Here is a 20,009-nt window from a genome sequence, read left to right as displayed (position 1 = left end):
AAACAAGAGGAAAAGGGTAGAGATAATTTTACAGAAAAAGTGGCACACTGCCTTAATGGATAACGGACTAATTAACAAATCAGGTTAAATCGAATTAATTCCTGTTTATATAATTAAAGCAATTGATCGGTATATCAAAATGATTTAAAAATTCAAGCTTTTTTGTGTGACATGGAGGTGTGATGCCAGATCACATCTCTTTTTTGCATGAAACTATGATAAGTATAATCATATTTATGGTTGCTTCTTGTGATCTGCGCCTGCTATTATAATGAGCAGTAAGTAATCAATACTGAGATGAGGTATCTGACTGCAAGTACCGATATGAGATGCCTGACTGCAGGCAAACCGGAAATATCAAAGTCCGGCATTTTAATCGCCGAATCTGAGTCTCACACCTGATATCCTTTCCTCAAGCATGAAATCCGAATAAAAGTTACAGCAGGTTGACTGCAGCTTTATAGTTAAAGTCTTGAGAAGGGGAAAATACATATGTATAATTAATTTGATATGATTGGAATTAATATTAAAATAAATAAAGAATGTTTATCTGTCCTGGAAACAATGACAGTAAACTTTAAACCATAGTTGCTGAATTGATGATTAGCAGACATACCTGGACAAAAAACACGGGAAATTAAATCCAGAAAAGCCACCTCCCGAGACAGGTGATTTGTCCGGCTGCTTATGATTATTACTGCGGCTTCCAGGCAAAACAGCTTTAAGCAAACTTTATCTGAGATGAAAATATCTTATAAGAGGATAGCAATGCAGCAATACAAGTTGAAACGCGGCTTTAAACCTGAACCTGACAGAATTTTCCAGGCAATGCAGGAAAGCTTCCCTGTTGAAATTTCCCGGAGTGGGGACCGATTCGAGACCTCATACGGGGCAATGTCGAAGATTACAGTATGGGTTGAGAATAAAATGCTCTGTGTGGAAACGGTTTCCGATACGACTGTGAAAGACGATGAAACGATCCTCCAGACCAACAAAGCTTACAGAGACTTTCTCTTCAAGGCTACCGGTTACACGGCAAAAGAGCGCCTGAAAATGGCGAAAAAGGAAGTCGGAGAGGTATAATCCTCCTGACTGCTCATTCTAATTTCTCATCAATAATATCTGCAGCATTTACCTGGAGGTATAGTTCTGGAAGGAGATTTCCTTGAAAAACTGAAAAGCCTTGAGATTCCCACCTGCCTCCGGGTCTGTTGTGGGACTGACGGTTCCGTAACTTTTCTTCTCGAAATAATGTCCCGAAAACCGGTAACTGTAAAAACCGAGTCTCAATATGTGGTCAAAGCCGATAAGGAACTGGCTGACCTTCTCGGGGTAGAAGAAGGAAGCGACGTAAACAACAGGACAGTAAAACTCTATGCCGGAGATACGGTTTTCGTCCACGCCAGGTCCCTCTCCCCCCTGGAACGAATGCCTCAGACGATGCGGGACCAGCTCATGCGGGCAGACATCCCTATCGGCAGAATCCTGCGCACCCACAACCTGGAAACCAGGAGAGACATGGTGGAGCTCGAAATCCTTGAAGACGAACCCACCTTTGACGGGATCCCCATCCTTTCCCGTACCTATAAAATCGTCCACAACAACCATGTCCTCATGTGGATCAACGAGCGCTTCCCGATAGATTCGCGCTGGAGGCTCTGAAAACCCTAACTTTAAAAAAACAAATAACAGGGAAACCGGCAATTTTCCCTGCCAGTTCTCCAAATTTTTCAAAATAAATCTCCAGATTTTTAGTCAGTGCCAGGATTTTTCCCGTTCTGAAGGCTTTTCAGTCGAAACCTTTATATCTGTAGTATGATATTTTGGAGATGCTCTTACAGCAGCATTGCCTTGGTGGCTTAGGGGTATAGCGCGTCCTTGGTAAGGACGAGGTCGCGGGTTCAAATCCCGCCCGAGGCTTTTTTTCTATTTTTGTTTTTTTTATTTTGTTTTTTTATATGCTCAGGTTCAGAGCCTATTTTTTCGTTGAAAACTATCTGATAAGAGAATATATATACTGAATATTTCTGCAGATTTTACTTACAGTGTTCTGGCTGTTCTTGCCTGTGGTACCCTTTCAATTAAACTTTTGTCATTTCTCTATTTTCTCTGATCTCTTTTCTCTGATATTACAGAAAAAGAATATTTTCCTGTGAAGATTCTCTTTAGATAGTTATTAATAAAGTATAACTATGTAATTTTGTTACAAGTTGAATTTAGTCAGAAATTTTCGCCTCCATATTCTTTAACATCATTTCAGAAACGTATCTACGATCTCACAGTATAATGTATTGCACAATAAATATTTATATAGTGTTCCTGCCAAAGATTAAGAGCATGGGAACCCCAGAGACTTCAAATGAAACCCTGAATACAGTAAAAACTCCACTCTCTTTTGACACAATAACGGAAAAGGCATTTGCCTGGTTTTCGGATAACATGGAGACGCTTTTGTTTATCAGTATAATAAGCATAGCAACCATCCTTGTCGCAAGGACTGTAAACAATTTTCTAATAAGGTATTATAAAAGAGCGAGCGGAAAACTGCATATTGACCTCACAACTTTCCGGATGTTCAGGCACCTGGTAGTTGCTGCAGTCTATTTTATAGGTCTGACTGTAATAATATTTCATATTCCCAGCCTGCGCAGTCTTTCCGTGGCAATGCTGTCCGGTGCAGGACTTGCAGGCATAATTATCGGTTTTGCTTCCCAGAACACGCTGAGCAATATTATTGCAGGAATTGCCCTTGCTTTATTCCAGCCCTTCAGGGTTGGAGACCGGCTGACTGTTATGAATGAGTACGGAAAAGTTACGGACCTCAACCTCAGGCATACGGTTATTCTGACATCTGATAACAGGAGACTTATTATACCCAACTCAGTAATCAGCAGTGAGGCAATATATAACTGGACCATAGAAGACCCTGCAATTATCTGGCCAATAGACATTGGAATCAGCTATGACTCTGATATCAGCCTGGCAAAGAAAATAATGATTGAAGAAGCCAGAAAGCACCCCAAAGTTATGCCACCCCAGACCCTGGAGTACTGTGTATTAAAACCCGGCTTACTGAAATCCGATATCCTTGCAGATCAGTTAAACCCTTCCGTGATCCATACAATAGACCCGGATTTCAGGGAAAGAGGACAGGTGAAGATATATCTGACAGAGTTTGAAGATTCTGCCATAAATCTCCGCATGCATGTATGGTTTAAAGACAGAAGTGATGCATACAGTGCAGGCTGCGAAATTAGAGAAGCAATCAAAGCTCGTTTTGACAATGAAGGTGTCGAAATGCCGTATCCTTACAGGACTATCATATTCAAGACAGACGGTAACAAGGAAAAAGCTTCCGAAAAATCCGCCTCCTCATAAGAAATTAAAAAGGAGTGAGCTCCAAGCAACAGGCTAACCGATAAAGAAGAAAAAACAGAGTAAGAAAAGGATCAATAAGACAGAACCAGAGAAAAGAATTAAAAAAACAGAACTGATTCTTCAGTTCTGCTTTTTCTATATTAAGTTATCTCGGCACCTGTCCCTTATTTTTGCCAGGGGGTTAAAAACTGAGGGCAAGATAAGGAACAAAGTTTAGAGACAGCGATCCATTCAGTCTCCTTCTTCTTCCGCTTCAGGGTTCATGAACTCTTCAAAGCATGAAAGGCAAATACATTTGTCGTCAGCGGATGTTTCTTTAAAGTCCACTTTAAGACCGCCGGGTTTTATGGTTCCCAGCTTCAATAGATAGAAGTGTTCACCGAATTCGACCGGCTGCCCGCACCTCGAACATAAGAAGGGTGGATTCTCAACCGACTCAGTTGCACACTCTATGCATATCAGATCGGACTTGTCCCCGTGAACGTCCTTGAATTTTATTGGTTTCATATCCTGGCTGGTATCGACCACCAGCACGTCTTCCCTCAACTCCCGACCACAGATATTGCAATATTCTTTTATACTGTTGCCTCCCTTCATTATGTCACCTATATTCCAGAAGATTCTTCACAAAATTCTGTACTTAGCCTGCAAGAGGTTTTAATGTCCCCGTTTTTTCATTCCCCTTTCAGCCTTAATATCACTTATATCAAATCAGATATTTAAAAATATTGATATTTTAATATACTGTCACTTGATTCAGTATTTTCAATTCAAATGTTCAAATCTCGCCCGTGGCTTTTATTCTTTATTTCTCAATTCATTCGGTTCCAAAGCTTACTTTCACAAAAATAATTGATTTGAATCAACTTAACTCAGAAATAAAATTAAATTTATACATAATCATACAATAGAAGTAAAAAAAGCCGGTAAAAGGCTATGGGATTTTTATCCGCATCCGGTTTCAGAATTAAAAGTCTATTTTGATTATTTTGTATTCATTTCTTCCACTATCATAATGAGTGGTTATGTACACTTTTGACAAAACAGTCTAAGTTTTTTCATTTATTTTGGAATTTATTATGATAACTTTATTTATAATTAAAAATCATTATATACATGGTGATCTTTGTATGTGTCAATCCGAAGTCTATGTAGCAGCAGATCTATACCTCGGATATAATAACATTATTCGGCGCAACAATCGCCCGTTTATGAACGTAGAAGAAATGAATAAATTGTTGCTTAAGAACTGGAACGATACCATTTGCTCCGATGATATCGTTTATTTCATAGGCGACATATCTTATGGAGAAAGTGAAAAAGATCTGAATTACTGGCTGAAACGTCTGTCAGGAAATATTGTTTTTATAAAAGGAGACGATGACTTCTACGAAGATACTGAATTCCTGCTGGATTATGTGACTGTAGACATTGGCAACAGGCATTTTTGTCTTGTACACAACCCGGCAGATGCACCGGAAGATTTTGATGGCTGGATAATTCACGCACATAACTACAGCCACGACCTTCAAAAGCACCCCTTCATAGACCGCGAAAGGAAAACAATAAACATCTCACTGGAAGCTACAGAATACCGCCCTGTATCATTTACTGAGATAGAAGGAATTGTTTCCTGGGCTGAATCAATATATTCTGCACCTGACTACCTGGCTACTTATGAAGTCCCGGTAATTATGCAGGATTAAAAAATCATGTTTAAGAGGATTCCCGTAGCTGTAAAGGCGCTGAGCAGGAATCCATTGCCTATTTCTTATTATAACTTTTTTGGCAATATCGCCACCACGTGGCAGGCTGTAGAGGACATGGTAGTTTTCAGCCTTAAGTCCAACTCCGGAAATCCAAACTCACCTGATTGTTCCGAAATTGCCCCGCAGTACGGAGGAGGACACAGAAACGCAGCCAGGTTCCGGAAAAAGGATATGGTTTTTCCACTCCTGCTTTACTGTTAATTTGAAATGAGAATGAACTCATTATGTCTGATTTTAAAACCATTATCTCTGGCATGAAAGTACCCGCAAATACTTTCATTTTCTGGGCATGTTATTCGAATAATATCATGTCTGTTTTCTATATTCGGGAACTGATCCTGAGGCAAATTTTTCCCCTGTCTTGAAGAGCGGGAATACCTCAAAAATATGAAGCTGAAGGATGTTAGTGATAAAAAATAAATTAATTAGTTTTAAGAAAAAAATATAGTATGACTGAGGGGTGGAGATTTAAGAAAGGATGGAAAAAATAACCTATAATAACCCTTTTTACTCATTTTTAGCTCAATTATATCATTTTATGAAATCTGATATTACAGAGATTTCCAGTATACTATCTAAATAACATTAGTTCAATGAGATAACTATTTATAATAAGTATATGTACCTTATATCAAAGTACAATCAAAAAAGAACCTGACAGTGGGGGAAAAATATGAGAATAAGAGTAGTTAGTTCAAGAGAAGAGATCTTTACACTTAATCCGAATGAGCGTCTTGTTCATCTGGCCTTCAGGCCTTCAAACAAGGATATCTTTGGGCTTATTGAAACATGTCCGAAGATTGAGGTAATTCAGCTACCCAAATCTTATATGGCTACTGTCTCAAAATCTATAGAGATGTTCCTTCAGATGCAGAGAGTCCAGCTCCTCGAAGGAGACGTCTGGGGACACAGGAAAGATATAAACGAATATTACAGCATCCCGTCCTCAGTTATTGAGAAGATTAAAGAAATGAAGATTGAAGGCAAGTCCACTGAGGAAATCGAGAAAAAGATTTCGAGGGAGAGTAAGCTGAACCCCGGAATGGTCGCTTATATCCTGACAAAAGAAACTCCTGTCTGAATTCACAAAGAAAAAATGTCAGCAGGTGTTTTACTGGAGATTGGATATGATAGAAACGGGTTGATCTTTCATCATCCAATCTCCAGCTCAAATTCTGACTTTCTTTTTTTACATAAACTTTATTAAGGCAATAAAATAATTCTGAATCTAACCTGAAAATCTCTTCCAAGGCTTTTTCTGAGTTTGTTTTTGCATTAAATATTCAAGGTTCAAAGCCTGTTTTTATTGAATATATTGTGTTTTTTGTTGAAGATATTATATCCTGGAATCTATACCCTGGAATCAGGTATTTATGATTTCAGTCTCTAAAAATAGTGAAATTTAGTTTTCAGAGCATTGATATTTTCTTTCCAGAAAAGATGAGTTCCACAGCCAGTAACAGTAAGCAGATCGGCAGCCCATCCACTTTTGCACTTAAGGAAAGATCATTATGGAAATACCGAAGATTTTCTATAAAGTAAGAATAGCCTACTTTTCCGGGACAGGAAATACAGCCCGGGTTGCCAATACCCTTGAAAAGGAGTTAACAGGGAGAGGATTATCCGTAATAAAAACAGAGATCAGGAAAGGAAATTTTTCTTCTGATAATAAAGTGGATCTTCTGATACTGTTATTTGCTGTACACGCATTTAATGCTCCGGGAATTGTATATGAGTGGATTGACAGCCTCCCCGAGAACAAAAACAGCCCTGTTCCCGCTGCCGTAATATCCGTTTCAGGAGGAGGAGAAATTACCCCAAATATAGCCTGCCGCGTAAGCTCTATCCGTAAACTGGAAAAAAAGAACTGCACGGTTGTTTATGAAAAGATGGTGGTGATGCCTTCAAACTGGGTTATAAAAACTAATGATGAACTGGCTTTCAGACTTCTTGAAATTCTTCCCTCAAAGGTAGAGCATATTGCAGACGACCTGCTGGCAGGTATGGTACGCAGGACCCGTCCGAAATTCATAGACCTCATTATCTCAAGGGTAGGGGAAATGGAAAAAAAGGGAACAAAGTTCTTTGGCCAGAAAATAAAGGTAAATGAGAACTGTAGTGGCTGCGGCTGGTGTGCACAGAAATGTCCGGCAGATAACATCAATATGTCGAATAACAAACCTGTATTTGGCAGAGACTGTTGCCTTTGTTTGAAATGCATCTACGGATGTCCCAATAAGTCACTTATGGCAGGAATATTCAAATTCATTATCCTGAAGGACGGATATGACCTCAAAGCTGTCGAAAAAAGAACAAAATACATTAAGTCCGCACCTGTAGAGGATCTGGCTAAAGGATATCTATGGAAAGGATTACGGGAATACCTGCTTGAAGACTGAGTTTCAGACGCATTATTGAATGAAGACTGGACTAATAATGAACTCATAATAAGCAGGAAAACTCTACAGGTTTTTCACTGCTCTTTCATTCGTCTTTTGTTATGCTACCTGATATTTTGCCTCAGAATTCCATGCATGGGATTTTGAGTGTTTTAGCCTGTCAAAATTATAAAATTATCAAGAATGAGGTAACTGATTACTAATTATGCAGACATCTCAGCAAAAACAGATATATAAAGGGTAATTTAATATTAAATAAAAAATATAGAGATGTTTAAGGACATTCCAGGCTCCTGCTTACTTGGCGTATGCTGTGGCATTTCAGGATAATCCACATAAATACAGGGTCTCTGTGCGAATTATTTGAAGTTTATGCACAAAAACAGGATAGGAGATCTCTCATGGAAGAAAAACGACTTCAGACAGATCAAAATGAAGAGAGGTCATTCTCCTTCGGAAACGATGGTTCTTTGATTGGCCAGACTTACGACGACCATCCTCATAATCTTGAAAAGACTGCAAAGCATAGCCGGAAAAAAGAAAGTTTTTCGATAAATGAAGACATATACAGGTTCTTTTTTAAGGAAAATAACGCAGTCATCCTTTTTGTTAATCCTGAAAGCTTTGATATCGTTGATGCAAACAGGGCAGCATGTAAGTATTATGGCTGGACATTCGAAGAAATAACCGGCAAGAAAATCTACCAGATAAATGTTCTTTCAGACGAAGAGACCAGAGTTGAGACAAAGAAAGCTGAAAACGAAAAAAGAAATTACTTTTCCTTCAAGCACCGTCTTGCAGATGGCAGGATCAGAGATGTCGAAGTATACAGCGGTCCGGTGGTAATCAACTCGCAAAATTTGCTTTATTACATAGTTCATGACATTACTGAGCGCAAATTGGTTGAAAACGATTTGCGAAGAAAAGAATTGCAGCTTCGTACTGCGCAGAGAGCAGGATACATCGGAACCTGGGATCTTGATTTAAGCACCGGAAGAGTCTATATTTCAGAGGAAGTAAAAAGATTATACGGACTTGAAGGTGAAGAACTTACCATTGAAAGATTAAATGAATTACTGCTGCCGGAATACCGTTCAGTTCAGGATAAAGCACTGAGAGATCTTGTGGAAAAAAAACTGCCTTATGATATACAGTTCAGGGCAAAAAGACAAAGCGACGGCAGTATTCGTGTTTTACATTCCGTAGCCGAATACTATGCTGAAAAAAATACTGTTTTTGGGATGGTAGAGGACATCACAAAATATAAACAGGCCGAAGAGTCACTGGCAGAAGAGGTTAGCTGGCGGCGAATCCTCATGGAACAGTCAAGGGATGGAATAGTTATCATCGATCAGAATGGCAAGGTTTTCGAGTCAAACCCCCGCTACGCTGAGATGCTCGGCTATTCCCCTGAGGAAATGAAGACACTGTACATGTGGGATTGGGACATTCACTATACACGTGAGCAACTGCTGGAAATGCTTCGGCTGGCCGACGATAAAGGAATTCTTCACGAAACACGTCAGCGCCGCAAGGATGGAACTCTTATTGATGTGGAAATCAATGCAAATGCAGCCGTATTTGGAGAGAGGAAACTGAGTTTTTGCGTGTGCAGGGACATTACCGAGCGCAAACGGACTGAAGAAGAACTTCTGAATGCAAAACTGGCTGCTGAGGCTGCCAGCAAGAGTAAAGACGAATTCCTTGCCACCATGAGCCATGAGCTGAGGACGCCGTTGAACTCGATCATAGGTTTTTCGGACATATTGCTTGAGGAAATGTTTGGGAGCCTGAATGAAAAACAGAAGTCTTATATTAAGAATATTTCAACAGGCGGCAAGCATCTGCTGAATCTTATTAACGACATCCTTGATCTCTCAAAGGTTGAAGCCGGTAAGATGGAACTTGACTACGAAAGGTTCTATGTTTCTGATGCAATCGCAGAAGTTAAAACAACAATAGTTCCTCTTGCATTAAAGAAGGAGATCCATCTGGATGTCAAAATAGAGCCGCAGCTTGAGATGATCTGTGCAGATAGAACCAGATTCAAACAGATCCTCTACAACCTGACAAGTAATGCCATCAAGTTTACACCAGAAAAAGGTGATGTGACAATAGAGGCACAGAGTTTCGATAAATTTGTCCAGATCAGTGTAAAAGATACAGGGATAGGCATTTCAAAAAGTGATATGGACAAGCTCTTCCAACCATTTAAACAGCTGAATCCTTACCTCACTCGCGAGCACGAAGGAACGGGATTGGGGCTTGCCCTTGTTAAGAAGTTTATTGAGATGCATGGAGGCAGAATCCGGGTTGAAAGCAAAATTGGGGAAGGTAGTATTTTTAGATTTGTGATTCCATTTGATCAAAAAGACAGGGGACCGGATGAATATAATATAGAGAAAAAAGGTGAACAGAAAGATACCGTATAATTAGAACCAGGATTATAGTGAAGAGATATGAATAGGAGTTACGCAGTTGACTCTTCACATATCGTTTTTTCTCAACTCCCTCTATATATGAATTAGTTTAATGTGTACAGGGGGTTATTTAAATATGAGTCACTGCCACTCTTCTAATTTTCATAGCACTTTCAAACCACGATATCCCACTTTTAACTCTGTGTAATTCCAGTCTGAGGAAAGCTCTTAATGAGAATTTCAGACCATAAAGATTCTGTATCTGGAGATTGATTTTGAAGAAGCCTGGTAAAACAATCATGAGAAGGGGCATTGACTAAATATGAGTGACAACGAGCAGCTTCAGTACAACTAAAAACGGTAGAGGCTGCAATAAGAAAATCGATTTTTCCTCCTCCTATCACGAGGTAATATCCTTTGATTACCGGGCAGCTCTCCATATATTTTATTTTGCCGTCTATTATAAATGCTTTTTTTCATATCTTTTCTATTTGTTTTCCATGTTCAGTTCTTTTCTCTTACTGAAGTTGCAGGGAAAAACGTATTTAATGATTCATATGATAACCCGAAAGCCTGTTTGCGAACAGATATATACAGAATATTTCACAGATATGTAGAGATAATTTTAAAGATAATGTAAGAGACAGTTTTACAGATAGTGCAAGAGATAAAAATGGCTGAACTTGAAAAAACAATTTCCCTCAGGCGGGGTATAGGGCTTGCAATCTGCATGCTTATAGGAACAGGCATTCTGGCTCTGCCCGGCCTGGCTCTTGGAGCCGGAAATGTCCATGAAGCAATCCTTGGATGGCTGCTTATAGCATTTGTTACCATCCCGCGGATCCAGATATGCTCTCAGCTTGGCCTGAAATTTCCTTCGACATCCGGCCTTGCAGGCTATGCCGAGAAAGCAGTCGGGCCATGGGGGAGGTATTCGGTCTCTTACCTTATAGGAGGCTCTTACTTATTCGGGCTTCCAGCCATTGCTTTTATTGGAAGTGAATATATACGGCAGCTTTTTTCTCTCTCTGATTCTGGAGCAGCCCTCTGTGCAGTTCTTCTTGTAACCCTTATGTTTGTTTCAAACCTGTTCGGGACAAGAGCTATTACCCTTATCAATTACCTGGCTTTAACCGTACTTTTCCTGCTTCTGGGACTGATTATTATCTTCAACCTTGACTTTCTCGGTTCAGGGCTGGGAATTGCCAGAGAAGCCCTGAGCGGGAGCGGGAATGTGGGCTCACATACGGTATGGAATGTTACAGCCCTTCTTTTCTGGGCATTCCTGGGATGGGAGAACCTTTCTTTTTCCCTGGGAGAAATGAAAGACCCTGAAAAGAATGTTCCCCGCCTTTACTGGCTTAGTTTTGTTATTGTAGCTGCTATCTATGTCCTGCTCGCCCTGATAAGCGTAGGAGCCAGTGCTGCCGGTGTTTCCCTTAAAGGAGCTGCTGGTCTTTCAGGTCTGGTTCTCCTTACTCCGGGGGGAGGCTTTCTGATATGGCTCATTATTGTGGTGCTTGCAGCAAACGCGTGTTCATGGAATTTTACTGCAAGCCGCCTGATCTATGCCGGAGGCAGAACAGGAGTTTTTCCTGCAGTATTCGGAAGGCTTTCAAAAAAGAATATCCCGGTGTCCAGCCTTTTGAGCCTGTATGCCCTGTCAGTTTTTCTGATAACGGGAACCTATATTCTCAAGTTTCCTCTTACGTCTATGATGCTTCTTGTAAACCAGAACTTTATTTTCCTGTGTGGCTTTATCATAATTGCGTACTGGAAAACTGAGACTGGCTGGCAGAAGTGGGTTGTTTCATTCCTCGCGTTTCTATCTCTGAGTTTTCTGGTCTCAGGCTTTACCTGGAAAATCATATATCCGGTCTTTCTGATCGGGCTTGGTTACTTCAGGTTTATGGGGAAGGAGAAACCTGCAGGAAAAGAAGGAAAAGAAGGAAAAGAAGTATCAGCTTATTCCTGAAAACCTGGAAAATCTCAGGCTACTCTGTCACTTTCCCTAAGCTTAAATATCTTAAGTGTAATTTCCTCAGGGATTGGCGTGATTTCTAAAAAACTAATTGACCTTGGAGTGCTCGCGCTAAGGCAGCGCAACTCGCGAGGAACTTTCAAACCCCATATCTCAATCCGCTTCAGGGACCTTGCAGGGGATTTACGCACCTTTTCTATAGATACCACCCGTATTCCGGGAAAACATCCCCAGCCTGATGCTTATCTTATTACCCATGCTCACTCTGACCATCACGGAAAATCAGCCATGCTCTCTCCCAGGGCGGTCTGTACGGACAAAACAGCAACCGCTCTTGAAATCAGGCACGATAAAAAATACGTGGGCAGCACATGCGGGCTCGGGGAAGAAATTGAAATCGAAGGGACAAAGGTAAAGACCTATCCTACGGAACACACTGCCGGTGCAGCTGCTTTTTTTTGGGAAAATGATGTGGGAACACGAATCCTGGTAACAGGGGACGTTAAAGACGCCAGCAAACTTCCTCCCTGTGACGTCCTTATCACCGAAGCCAATTACGGCGATCCTGAAGATCCGTCCTGCCACTTTGCGGACGACCTGGAAAGCATGAAATGCGCCCTTTTTGAAAGCGGTCCGGTTGCCTTTGGGGCTTATGAGTTCGGAAAAGCCCAGCGTGCGGTTGAACTGATGAGAGGTTTCGGCTACAACGGCGCAATCCGCATGGAAGCAAGGACAAGGGCACTTACCTGGAGCATGCTTGACGACGCGGGAGAACTTGCAGGGCTTGACTCTGGAGGAGAGGATGAGGTTTTTGTTGTGGCTCCCTGGGACCTTGACAAGCTTCCCTGGAATGTGAAAAAATATGTATTGAGCTGCAGGGCAGATTATCCTTATCCTATCATTAAAATAAGCGACCACCTTGACGCCTGCGGGCTTGAGGCTATGGTCAGAAAACTTAACCCCGAAGTTACCCTTGTTTATCACCCCGGAGGACACAGACCTTCAAAATTTTCAAAACATTTAAATTCAATAGGAATCGATTCGATATCCATAGATCAGATCGGTAATGTTTTAAGCAATGAATTTGTTTAAGTCCTGAAACTCAGTTCTAATAATTTGGTTCTAAAAATTTAAATATGATGATTTAAATCTGGTAATCCAGCTTTAACTCTTTTAGCTTCAGTAAACATTATATTCCCGGGAAAGATAATTGTCGTTCAGGAGAGATTGCAGGTTGAGTAAACAAAACCCAAAGTCCAGAAAGGAGCCTGATAAAGTTACAGCGGCTTCAGTAGAAAGCGCTGCTGCAAAAGTTGAGGCTCCTGAAAAAAAGAGCTTTATCAAGGAAATGACCCCTGAAGAGAAGCAGAAAGCTCACAGGGAAGGTATTATAAAAACAATTGTTTCTGCAGTACTCGGAATACTTGCCGGGTTCATAATGTTTAACCAGTACGAAACAGGCGAAGACCGGATCTGGTACGTCATACTCATGATTGTTATCGGAATCACATATTACGTCCAGAAGCTCATTTATATCCCGCTTAAAATAAACACCAAGGAATTCAAGTTTAAAGACTGGTTTTATGTCGAGTTTATAGTCATTGACTTCTTCCTTGTGACATGGACTCTGCTCCTGAATTAAAATAATCATTTCCCGGGCTTCAAAAAAGGCTTTTACAAAAAGTATAGCCTTTTTGTCCGGGCTCTTTTGCCGCTGGTTTTGCCTTTATTTTATTGTTTTCCTTTCCATGAAATTCATGCCTGGAACATTCCAACGGTTCATATACCAGAGCGGGCATTTCATAACCGTTAATTGCTGTATACGCCTGACCGCTTTATATGCTTCACAACATTACTCCTGTGCTTTGATATCAAAAGCATATTGGTTTCAGGTTTGCATAACAAAAACAGTTCGTAAATGGGATAAAAAACTAAAATTATGCAAAAATAACTGGAATCACATAAACTAATTGAACTTTATTATATGAGCTCATAAGATGAGCTTTCATAATTAACTCACACCAGTGAATTCATTTATACTTTCACCAATCAAAAAACGTTATTTTCGGGGACTAATATGAGAATAGCTATACTTAATAAAGACAGATGCCAGCCCAGAAGGTGCAGCAAAGAGTGCGAAAAGTACTGTCCCAGAGTCAGGACAGGAGATGAAACCATTGTTTTTGAGGCGGACGGAAAGCCTGTCATCTCCGAGGAACTCTGCGTGGGCTGCGGAATATGCGTTAACAAGTGTCCTTTTGATGCCATCATGATTATAGGGCTTCCTGAAGCTCTGCAGGAGCCAACACACAGGTACGGTCCAAACGGTTTTGCTCTTTTCGGGCTCCCAGTACCGAGGACAGGAAAAGTAACCGGTATTCTGGGTCCAAACGGTATAGGAAAAAGTACTTCTGTCCAGATCCTCTCAGGTGCCCTGGTCCCCAATTTCGGGAAGGGAAAAGGAGACTGGGACACAGTACTCGAACACTATGCCGGCACTGCGCTTCATGACTATTTCAAAGACGTTGTGGACGGAAAGGTAAGGGTTTCCCAGAAGCCCCAGTACGTTGACCTGATTCCCAAAGCCTTCAAAGGCAGGACTTCGGAGCTGCTTGAGAAAACCGATGAAAGGGGCGTTCTGGATGAACTTGTCGACTCTCTTGACCTCAGAAGCGTTATCGGAAGAAATATTGCGGAATTGAGCGGCGGAGAACTGCAAAGGGTTGCAATTGCTGCCTGTGCGGCAAAAGATGCTCAGTTCTATTTCTTTGACGAAATAAGCCCATATCTTGATATTTACCAGAGGATCAATGCAGCCCGCATTATTCAGGAAATTTCGAAAGACAGGGCGGTGCTTGTGGTCGAGCACGACCTTGCACTTCTTGATATGCTTACAGATGTAATCCACATAGCCTATGGTGAACCCGCAGGTTTTGGTGTGGTTACTCTTCCGAAAAGTGTGCGTGTTGGGATCAATCAGTACCTTAAAGGCTACCTCCCTGAAGAAAATATCAGGATCCGGCCTGAGTCCATCAAGTTCGAGGTTCATCCTCCAAGGGAAGATGCCCAGTTTAAGTCCATGATCTCTTTCAACGGCTTCTCAAAGAAGTTTGGGGATGGTTTTTCCCTCAAAGCTACAGGAGGAAACCTGCGTGAAGGAGAGGTGCTCGGGATAGTTGGTCCTAACGGGATAGGAAAATCAACTTTTGTAAAAGTTCTGGCAGGAGAAATAAAGCCGGATGAAGGGGATCCCGGAATCGAGGTCAAAATCTCCTACAAGCCACAGTACATTAAAGCCGATACTCCTGTGAGTGTACAGGAATTCTTAAGGGGCATCACAAAAAAATTTGGCACAAGCTACTATGAGGTTGAAATCTCAAACCCTCTCCAGCTTGAGAAGATTTATGACAGCCTTCTTACAGACCTCAGCGGCGGAGAACTGCAGAGGGTAGCAATTGCAGCCTGCCTTTCCCAGGAAGCAGATCTCTATATCCTTGATGAACCGAGTGCCCACCTTGACGTGGAACAGCGTTCCATGGTCACCAAAGTCATCAACCGTTTTGCCGAAAACAACCAGAAAACTGCTATGGTGGTTGATCACGATATTTACGTGATAGATATGATCAGCCAGAGGCTTCTGGTTTTTGAAGGCGAGCCCTCGGTATACGGTGAAGCCCACGGGCCTTTCAGCATGGAAAGCGGCATGAACAGGTTCCTGAAAAACCTTGGCATCACCTTCCGCAGGGATGAAGAAACAAGGCGCCCCCGCGTAAACAACCTTGGCTCAAGGCTTGACCGGGAGCAGAAAGAAAGCGGAAATTACTATTATTCCGCTCAGGATTGATCCATTAAGAAGTGATTTTGAAAAAACGTTTATTCTACTTATGAAAAGCTCTGGGGTTCTCTTAAAAAAGGAACCTCAGTATTTTCAGGGAAACTGTCCTGAACCTGTTTAAAAATAGTTTTTTATCTTATGTGTGAGTTTCTGGTTTTCAATGAAAATAGAAAGTCTCGACCTGCCCGATGAAATAAAGCGCTTTTATGAAAATTCCGGGATTCTTGAACTTTATCCTCCCCAGGCAGAGGCTGTTGAAAAGGGACTGCTTGAAGGGAAAAACCTGCTTGCTGCAATCCCTACGGCTTCGGGAAAGACTCTGCTTGCAGAGCTTGCGATGTTGAAATCCATACTTGCAGGAGGAAAAGCCCTATATATCGTACCTCTCAGAGCTCTTGCTTCCGAAAAGTTCAGGCGGTTCCAGGAATTTTCCGAACTGGGCATCAGGGTAGGGATCTCAACAGGAGACTACGACAGGCGGGACGAAGGGCTCGGCATAAACGATATTATTGTTGCCACTTCGGAAAAAACCGATTCTCTGCTCAGGAACGAGACTGCCTGGATGCAGGAGATATCGGTTGTTGTGGCAGATGAAGTTCACCTTATTGATTCTCCCGACAGGGGACCCACTCTTGAAGTTACCCTTGCAAAACTCAGGAGAATGAACCCTTCCTGCCAGATCCTTGCACTTTCGGCAACTGTGGGAAATGCCGATGAACTTGCAGCTTGGCTCGATGCAGATCTTGTGCTAAGCGAGTGGAGACCCACTGACCTTATGGAAGGAGTGTTTTATAATGGGACTTTTTATTGCAAGGGCAGAGAAAAGCCTGTTGAGCAGACTACAAAAGATGAAGCCATAAACCTCGTTCTTGATACTATTAGGGAAGGCGGGCAGTGTCTTGTTTTTGAAAGCAGCAGGAAAAACTGCATGGGGTTTGCAAAAAAAGCTGCATCTGCAGTTAAAAAAACCCTGTCTAAAGAAGACCGTGAAGCTCTTGCAGGTATTGCAGATGAGATTCTGGAAAACAGTGAAACAGATGTTTCATCAGTTCTTGCGACCTGTATCCGTTCAGGGGCAGCATTCCACCATGCAGGCCTTACAACGCCTCTGAGGGAACTTGTAGAAGCGGGTTTTCGGGAAGGGCGAATAAAACTTATCTCAAGCACCCCTACCCTTGCAGCAGGGCTGAACCTGCCTGCCAGGCGTGTAATTATAAGGAGCTACAGGCGCTATTCTTCTGAAGCGGGCATGCAGCCGATACCTGTACTCGAGTACAAGCAGATGGCAGGAAGAGCAGGAAGGCCAAGGCTTGACCCCTACGGAGAAGCTGTCCTGCTTGCAAAGTCTTATGAGGAGTTAGTTTTCCTTTTCGAAAATTACATTGAAGCCGGAGCTGAAGATATATGGTCCAAGCTGGGGACGGAAAATGCCCTCAGGACGCATGTACTTTCAACGATCTCAAACGGGTTCGCCCGGACAAGGGAAGAGCTTATGGATTTTCTTGAAGCAACCTTTTTCGCTTTCCAGTACTCGAACTTCGGGCTCTCAACTGTTGTGGATGAATGCCTTAACTTTTTGCGGCAGGAAGGGATGATTGAAAAAGATCCCGATACCCTTGTTTCTACAGTTTTCGGAAAACTCGTATCAAGACTCTATATTGATCCTCTCTCAGCAGCTCTTATAGCAAAGGGCTTGAGGGAAGCCGGAACCCTTACCGAACTTACCCTGCTGCACCTTATTTGCAGTACACCTGATATGCGCCTCATGTATATGCGGAGCCAGGACTACCAGGAAGTTAATGATTACGTAATGGCACATGCAGGCGAGTTCTCGAAGGTTCCAAGCTCCTTCAACATCGTCGAATATGAGTGGTTCCTGGGAGAGGTAAAAACCTCCATTCTTCTGATGGACTGGATCCATGAGAAACCTGAAAACGAGATCTGTCTTAAATTTGGTATAGGGGAAGGAGATATCCACGCAACTGCAGATATTGCCGAGTGGATTATGCATGTAACCTCCCAGCTTGCAGGACTCCTCGGCCTGAAAGGGGCAAAAGAAGCTGCAGAACTTGAAAAGAGGATACGGTACGGGGCAGCCCCGGAACTTATGGATCTGCTCGATATCAGAAGCGTGGGGCGTGTAAGGGCAAGGAAACTCTATGAGGCAGGCTTTAAGTCCACAGCAGACCTTGCAGGGGCTTCTCCTGAGAAGGTGGCTGCGCTCGTGGGTCCCAAAATTGCTGAAAGGATCTTCAAGCAGATCGGAAGAAGAGAAGCAGTGCCTGAAGTCGCTGATATTTTGCCTCTCGAAAAAGGTTCTCCTGAAGGGCAGAGGACAATCAGTGATTTTTGATTTTTGCTTATGATTATTGATCTTTTGATCTTTTCTTTTATGTCTCTCAATTTTTTAAGGTTCTGGATTAATCATTTAATCTATTCCGAAATTCGGAGAATAGCTTTCAGTTTTCTCTCTACCCTGCGCCGCGAGGTACAGGAGCGGGAGTTTACAGAATCAAACATTAGATCTGAACCAGTACCGCAATTAAGAGAAAAAAATACTGGAGAAATGTGTTCCAGGCTTGAGGTAATACTAATCATTGGTCCCGAAAACCCGGTTTTCAATCCATAGGTGAATTTTAGCAAGTCTAAAGTTTTTCGCATTTTTACGTGCTTGTTCTCTTCTTTTTGATCTTTTTGGTACAGGCTGCTCTCCTTCGTCGAGCGGGACAATTTTCTTACTTTTTCTTCTTTTCTGCCGGAGCCAGGGTAAAATATTAAATGAGATCAGGGATTTAATGAGAGCAGATTATATCAGATTATATCTTTATACCAGACTTATTCCTGACGTATCGAAATAAGTTTACATGCAGTTTTATCGGGTAATCTCAGAGATGGTTATAATGTTATTCAAAAAGTTGTCTGAAGTTTCGGAAGCTGAAATGCAGAGCTTAATTTCCCGGGGGTCCGGGCTTGCAGATGTTGGAGAAACCGTTTCCGCCGTACTTTCTGATGTGCGCATGAAAGGAGATGCTGCCCTCAGAGAGTATACAAAGAAGTTCGATAAAGTTGAGCTTGCTGATTTTGAAGTAAGCGAGGCAGAGTTTGAAAAAGCCCTTTCTGAGATCGGTCCTGAACTGCTTGAACACCTCAAAATTGCAGCTGAAAATATCCGGGCTTTCCACAGGGCGCAGATGCCTGAGACTACCTGGTTTATGGAACTTCAGCCAGGGGTTATCCTTGGGCAGAAAGCAACGCCTCTTGAAAGTGTGGGGGCTTATGCTCCCGGAGGAAGGGCTTCCTATCCATCTACCGTGCTGATGACTGTAATTCCTGCCAGGGTTGCGGGAGTCGAGCAGGTTATAGTATGCACTCCTCCGAGAGCTGACGGTTCTGTGCACCCTCTTACGCTTGCTGCTGCAAAGGTCGCAGGTGCAGATAAAGTCTTCAAGCTCGGAGGCGTGCAGGCAATAGGAGCAATGGCTTATGGAACCGAGACTGTCCCTAAGATTGACAAAATCGTTGGTCCTGGAAATGTTTTTGTGACCTCTGCCAAAATGCAGATAAGGGATGTTGCCGAGATTGACTTCCCGGCAGGACCGAGTGAAGTACTTATCATAGCGGATGATTCTGCGGATGCTGCTATGGCTGCTTCGGATATCATAGCTCAGGCAGAACACGACCCTAATGCTGTCTCTGTGCTTGTGACAACTTCAGAAACTCTCGCAGAAGCTGTGAAAAATGAGGTACTTATTCAGGCAGAAAATACTGCAAGAAGTGAAATTGTAAAAACTTCACTTGAGAATGCGGCAGTTCTTGTAACAGATTCCCTTGACCAGTGCATTGACTTCAGCAATAAATTTGCTCCCGAACACCTTGAGATAATGGTGAAAGATTCTGATTTTGTTCTTGACAGAATTAAGAATGCCGGATCGATTTTTATAGGGAACTATGCTCCTGTTCCGGTCGGAGACTATGCCTCCGGTACCAATCACGTGCTCCCCACAGCAGGATATGCAAAGATTTATTCCGGCCTGAATATAAATCACTTCCTTAAATATTCCAGTATCCAGAAAATCAGTAAGAATGGGCTTGAAAGTTTGAAAGAAACTGTAATCGCATTAGCCGAGGAAGAGGGTCTGAAGGCACACGCTGACGCTATCAGAACTCGTTTCGGGTGCAGACCCCCTAAATAATATTTCTGCTAATCGATATGTATATAAAATGTAA

At 42.2% G+C, this 20,009-nt stretch carries 15 protein-coding genes, 1 tRNA gene and 2 pseudogenes; 15 read left to right on the top strand and 3 right to left on the bottom strand.

All coding sequences use genetic code 11. The features are described 5' to 3' along the window. Positions 1 to 768: 768 nt before the first annotated feature. From PLL47_RS09110 to PLL47_RS09095, 4 genes are all read left to right on the top strand, one after another. Entirely contained in the window at positions 769 to 1,083 is a 315-nt protein-coding gene (locus PLL47_RS09110) for a DUF5611 family protein (protein ID WP_324445879.1), read from the top strand. Between the two features lie 39 nt (positions 1,084 to 1,122). After that, complete coding sequence (locus PLL47_RS09105) at positions 1,123 to 1,662, top strand: chorismate--pyruvate lyase family protein (RefSeq protein ID WP_324445880.1); 540 nt, start codon at positions 1,123 to 1,125, stop codon at positions 1,660 to 1,662. 186 nt (positions 1,663 to 1,848) lie between these two features. Beyond that, positions 1,849 to 1,920 (top strand) — tRNA-Thr (locus PLL47_RS09100). Positions 1,921 to 2,337: 417 nt separating this feature from the next. Beyond that, positions 2,338 to 3,378, top strand: a complete 1,041-nt coding sequence (locus PLL47_RS09095; protein ID WP_324445878.1) for a mechanosensitive ion channel family protein — start codon at positions 2,338 to 2,340, stop codon at positions 3,376 to 3,378. 231 nt (positions 3,379 to 3,609) lie between these two features. On the opposite strand, the gene PLL47_RS09090 is transcribed toward PLL47_RS09095, so the two are convergent. Continuing rightward, positions 3,610 to 3,975, bottom strand: coding sequence for a hypothetical protein (locus tag PLL47_RS09090; protein WP_324445877.1), 366 nt, complete (start codon positions 3,973 to 3,975; stop codon positions 3,610 to 3,612). A 533-nt stretch (positions 3,976 to 4,508) separates the two neighbouring features. On the opposite strand from PLL47_RS09090, the gene PLL47_RS09085 reads away from it, so the two are divergent. From PLL47_RS09085 to PLL47_RS09065, 5 genes are all read left to right on the top strand, one after another. Continuing rightward, a complete protein-coding gene (locus tag PLL47_RS09085) occupies positions 4,509 to 5,084 on the top strand; it encodes a metallophosphoesterase family protein (protein WP_324445876.1) in 576 nt (191 codons plus the stop codon). Positions 5,085 to 5,090: 6 nt separating this feature from the next. After that, positions 5,091 to 5,348: a hypothetical protein gene (locus PLL47_RS09080; protein WP_324445875.1), complete on the top strand. Its 258-nt coding sequence runs from the start codon at positions 5,091 to 5,093 to the stop codon at positions 5,346 to 5,348. A gap of 472 nt (positions 5,349 to 5,820) precedes the next feature. Continuing rightward, on the top strand, positions 5,821 to 6,228 hold the full coding sequence (locus PLL47_RS09075; RefSeq protein ID WP_324445874.1) for a DUF1699 family protein: 408 nt from the start codon (positions 5,821 to 5,823) through the stop codon (positions 6,226 to 6,228). 430 nt (positions 6,229 to 6,658) lie between these two features. Continuing rightward, the gene (locus tag PLL47_RS09070; RefSeq protein WP_324445873.1) at positions 6,659 to 7,546 is read left to right on the top strand and encodes an EFR1 family ferrodoxin; all 888 of its coding nucleotides are present in this window, start codon (positions 6,659 to 6,661) and stop codon (positions 7,544 to 7,546) included. Between the two features lie 401 nt (positions 7,547 to 7,947). Continuing rightward, positions 7,948 to 9,978 (top strand): PAS domain S-box protein, encoded by a 2,031-nt coding sequence (locus PLL47_RS09065; protein ID WP_324445872.1) that lies wholly within the window; start codon positions 7,948 to 7,950, stop codon positions 9,976 to 9,978. A gap of 92 nt (positions 9,979 to 10,070) precedes the next feature. Here PLL47_RS09065 and PLL47_RS14975 read toward each other — a convergent pair. Next, positions 10,071 to 10,210: pseudogene (locus PLL47_RS14975) on the bottom strand (IS701 family transposase); the annotation flags it as partial. Further along, a pseudogene (locus PLL47_RS09060) lies at positions 10,206 to 10,352 on the bottom strand (IS701 family transposase); the annotation flags it as partial. The pseudogenes PLL47_RS14975 and PLL47_RS09060, both read right to left, overlap by 5 nt. A 272-nt stretch (positions 10,353 to 10,624) precedes the next feature. Between PLL47_RS09060 and PLL47_RS09055 the strand changes: the two are divergent. From PLL47_RS09055 to hisD, 6 genes are all read left to right on the top strand, one after another. Further along, positions 10,625 to 11,941 carry an APC family permease gene (locus PLL47_RS09055; RefSeq protein WP_324445871.1) on the top strand — a complete coding sequence of 439 codons (1,317 nt, stop codon included), beginning with the start codon at positions 10,625 to 10,627 and terminating at the stop codon, positions 11,939 to 11,941. A gap of 78 nt (positions 11,942 to 12,019) precedes the next feature. Continuing rightward, the gene (locus tag PLL47_RS09050) at positions 12,020 to 13,039 is read left to right on the top strand and encodes an MBL fold metallo-hydrolase (protein ID WP_324445870.1); all 1,020 of its coding nucleotides are present in this window, start codon (positions 12,020 to 12,022) and stop codon (positions 13,037 to 13,039) included. Positions 13,040 to 13,181: 142 nt separating this feature from the next. Next, positions 13,182 to 13,589 (top strand): EMC6-like membrane protein, encoded by a 408-nt coding sequence (locus PLL47_RS09045; protein WP_324445869.1) that lies wholly within the window; start codon positions 13,182 to 13,184, stop codon positions 13,587 to 13,589. 435 nt (positions 13,590 to 14,024) lie between these two features. Then, positions 14,025 to 15,791 carry a ribosome biogenesis/translation initiation ATPase RLI gene (locus PLL47_RS09040; RefSeq protein WP_324445868.1) on the top strand — a complete coding sequence of 589 codons (1,767 nt, stop codon included), beginning with the start codon at positions 14,025 to 14,027 and terminating at the stop codon, positions 15,789 to 15,791. 151 nt (positions 15,792 to 15,942) lie between these two features. Further along, positions 15,943 to 18,135 carry an ATP-dependent DNA helicase gene (locus tag PLL47_RS09035; protein WP_324445867.1) on the top strand — a complete coding sequence of 731 codons (2,193 nt, stop codon included), beginning with the start codon at positions 15,943 to 15,945 and terminating at the stop codon, positions 18,133 to 18,135. Positions 18,136 to 18,673: 538 nt separating this feature from the next. Then, a complete protein-coding gene (gene hisD / locus PLL47_RS09030; protein WP_324445866.1) occupies positions 18,674 to 19,975 on the top strand; it encodes a histidinol dehydrogenase in 1,302 nt (433 codons plus the stop codon). The last annotated feature ends 34 nt before the right edge of the window (positions 19,976 to 20,009 follow it).

It is taken from the genome of Methanosarcina sp., from assembly GCF_035390745.1.
In the GTDB taxonomy this organism is placed as follows: domain Archaea; phylum Halobacteriota; class Methanosarcinia; order Methanosarcinales; family Methanosarcinaceae; genus Methanosarcina.
The sequence above is the reverse complement of the archived record's forward strand: the minus strand, read 5'-3'. Positions and strand labels throughout refer to the sequence as shown.

Bases quoted from the DNA above. Each gene is read 5' to 3' on its own strand.
- hisD (WP_324445866.1), top strand. From the start codon at position 18,674: ATGGTTATAATGTTATTCAAAAAGTTGTCTGAAGTTTCGGAAGCTGAA.
- PLL47_RS09075 (WP_324445874.1), top strand. From the start codon at position 5,821: ATGAGAATAAGAGTAGTTAGTTCAAGAGAAGAGATCTTTACACTTAAT.
- PLL47_RS09085 (WP_324445876.1), top strand. From the start codon at position 4,509: ATGTGTCAATCCGAAGTCTATGTAGCAGCAGATCTATACCTCGGATAT.
- PLL47_RS09035 (WP_324445867.1), top strand. From the start codon at position 15,943: ATGAAAATAGAAAGTCTCGACCTGCCCGATGAAATAAAGCGCTTTTAT.
- PLL47_RS09080 (WP_324445875.1), top strand. From the start codon at position 5,091: ATGTTTAAGAGGATTCCCGTAGCTGTAAAGGCGCTGAGCAGGAATCCA.
- PLL47_RS09090 (WP_324445877.1), bottom strand. From the start codon at position 3,975: ATGAAGGGAGGCAACAGTATAAAAGAATATTGCAATATCTGTGGTCGG.
- PLL47_RS09040 (WP_324445868.1), top strand. From the start codon at position 14,025: ATGAGAATAGCTATACTTAATAAAGACAGATGCCAGCCCAGAAGGTGC.
- PLL47_RS09110 (WP_324445879.1), top strand. From the start codon at position 769: ATGCAGCAATACAAGTTGAAACGCGGCTTTAAACCTGAACCTGACAGA.
- PLL47_RS09070 (WP_324445873.1), top strand. From the start codon at position 6,659: ATGGAAATACCGAAGATTTTCTATAAAGTAAGAATAGCCTACTTTTCC.
- PLL47_RS09065 (WP_324445872.1), top strand. From the start codon at position 7,948: ATGGAAGAAAAACGACTTCAGACAGATCAAAATGAAGAGAGGTCATTC.
- PLL47_RS09095 (WP_324445878.1), top strand. From the start codon at position 2,338: ATGGGAACCCCAGAGACTTCAAATGAAACCCTGAATACAGTAAAAACT.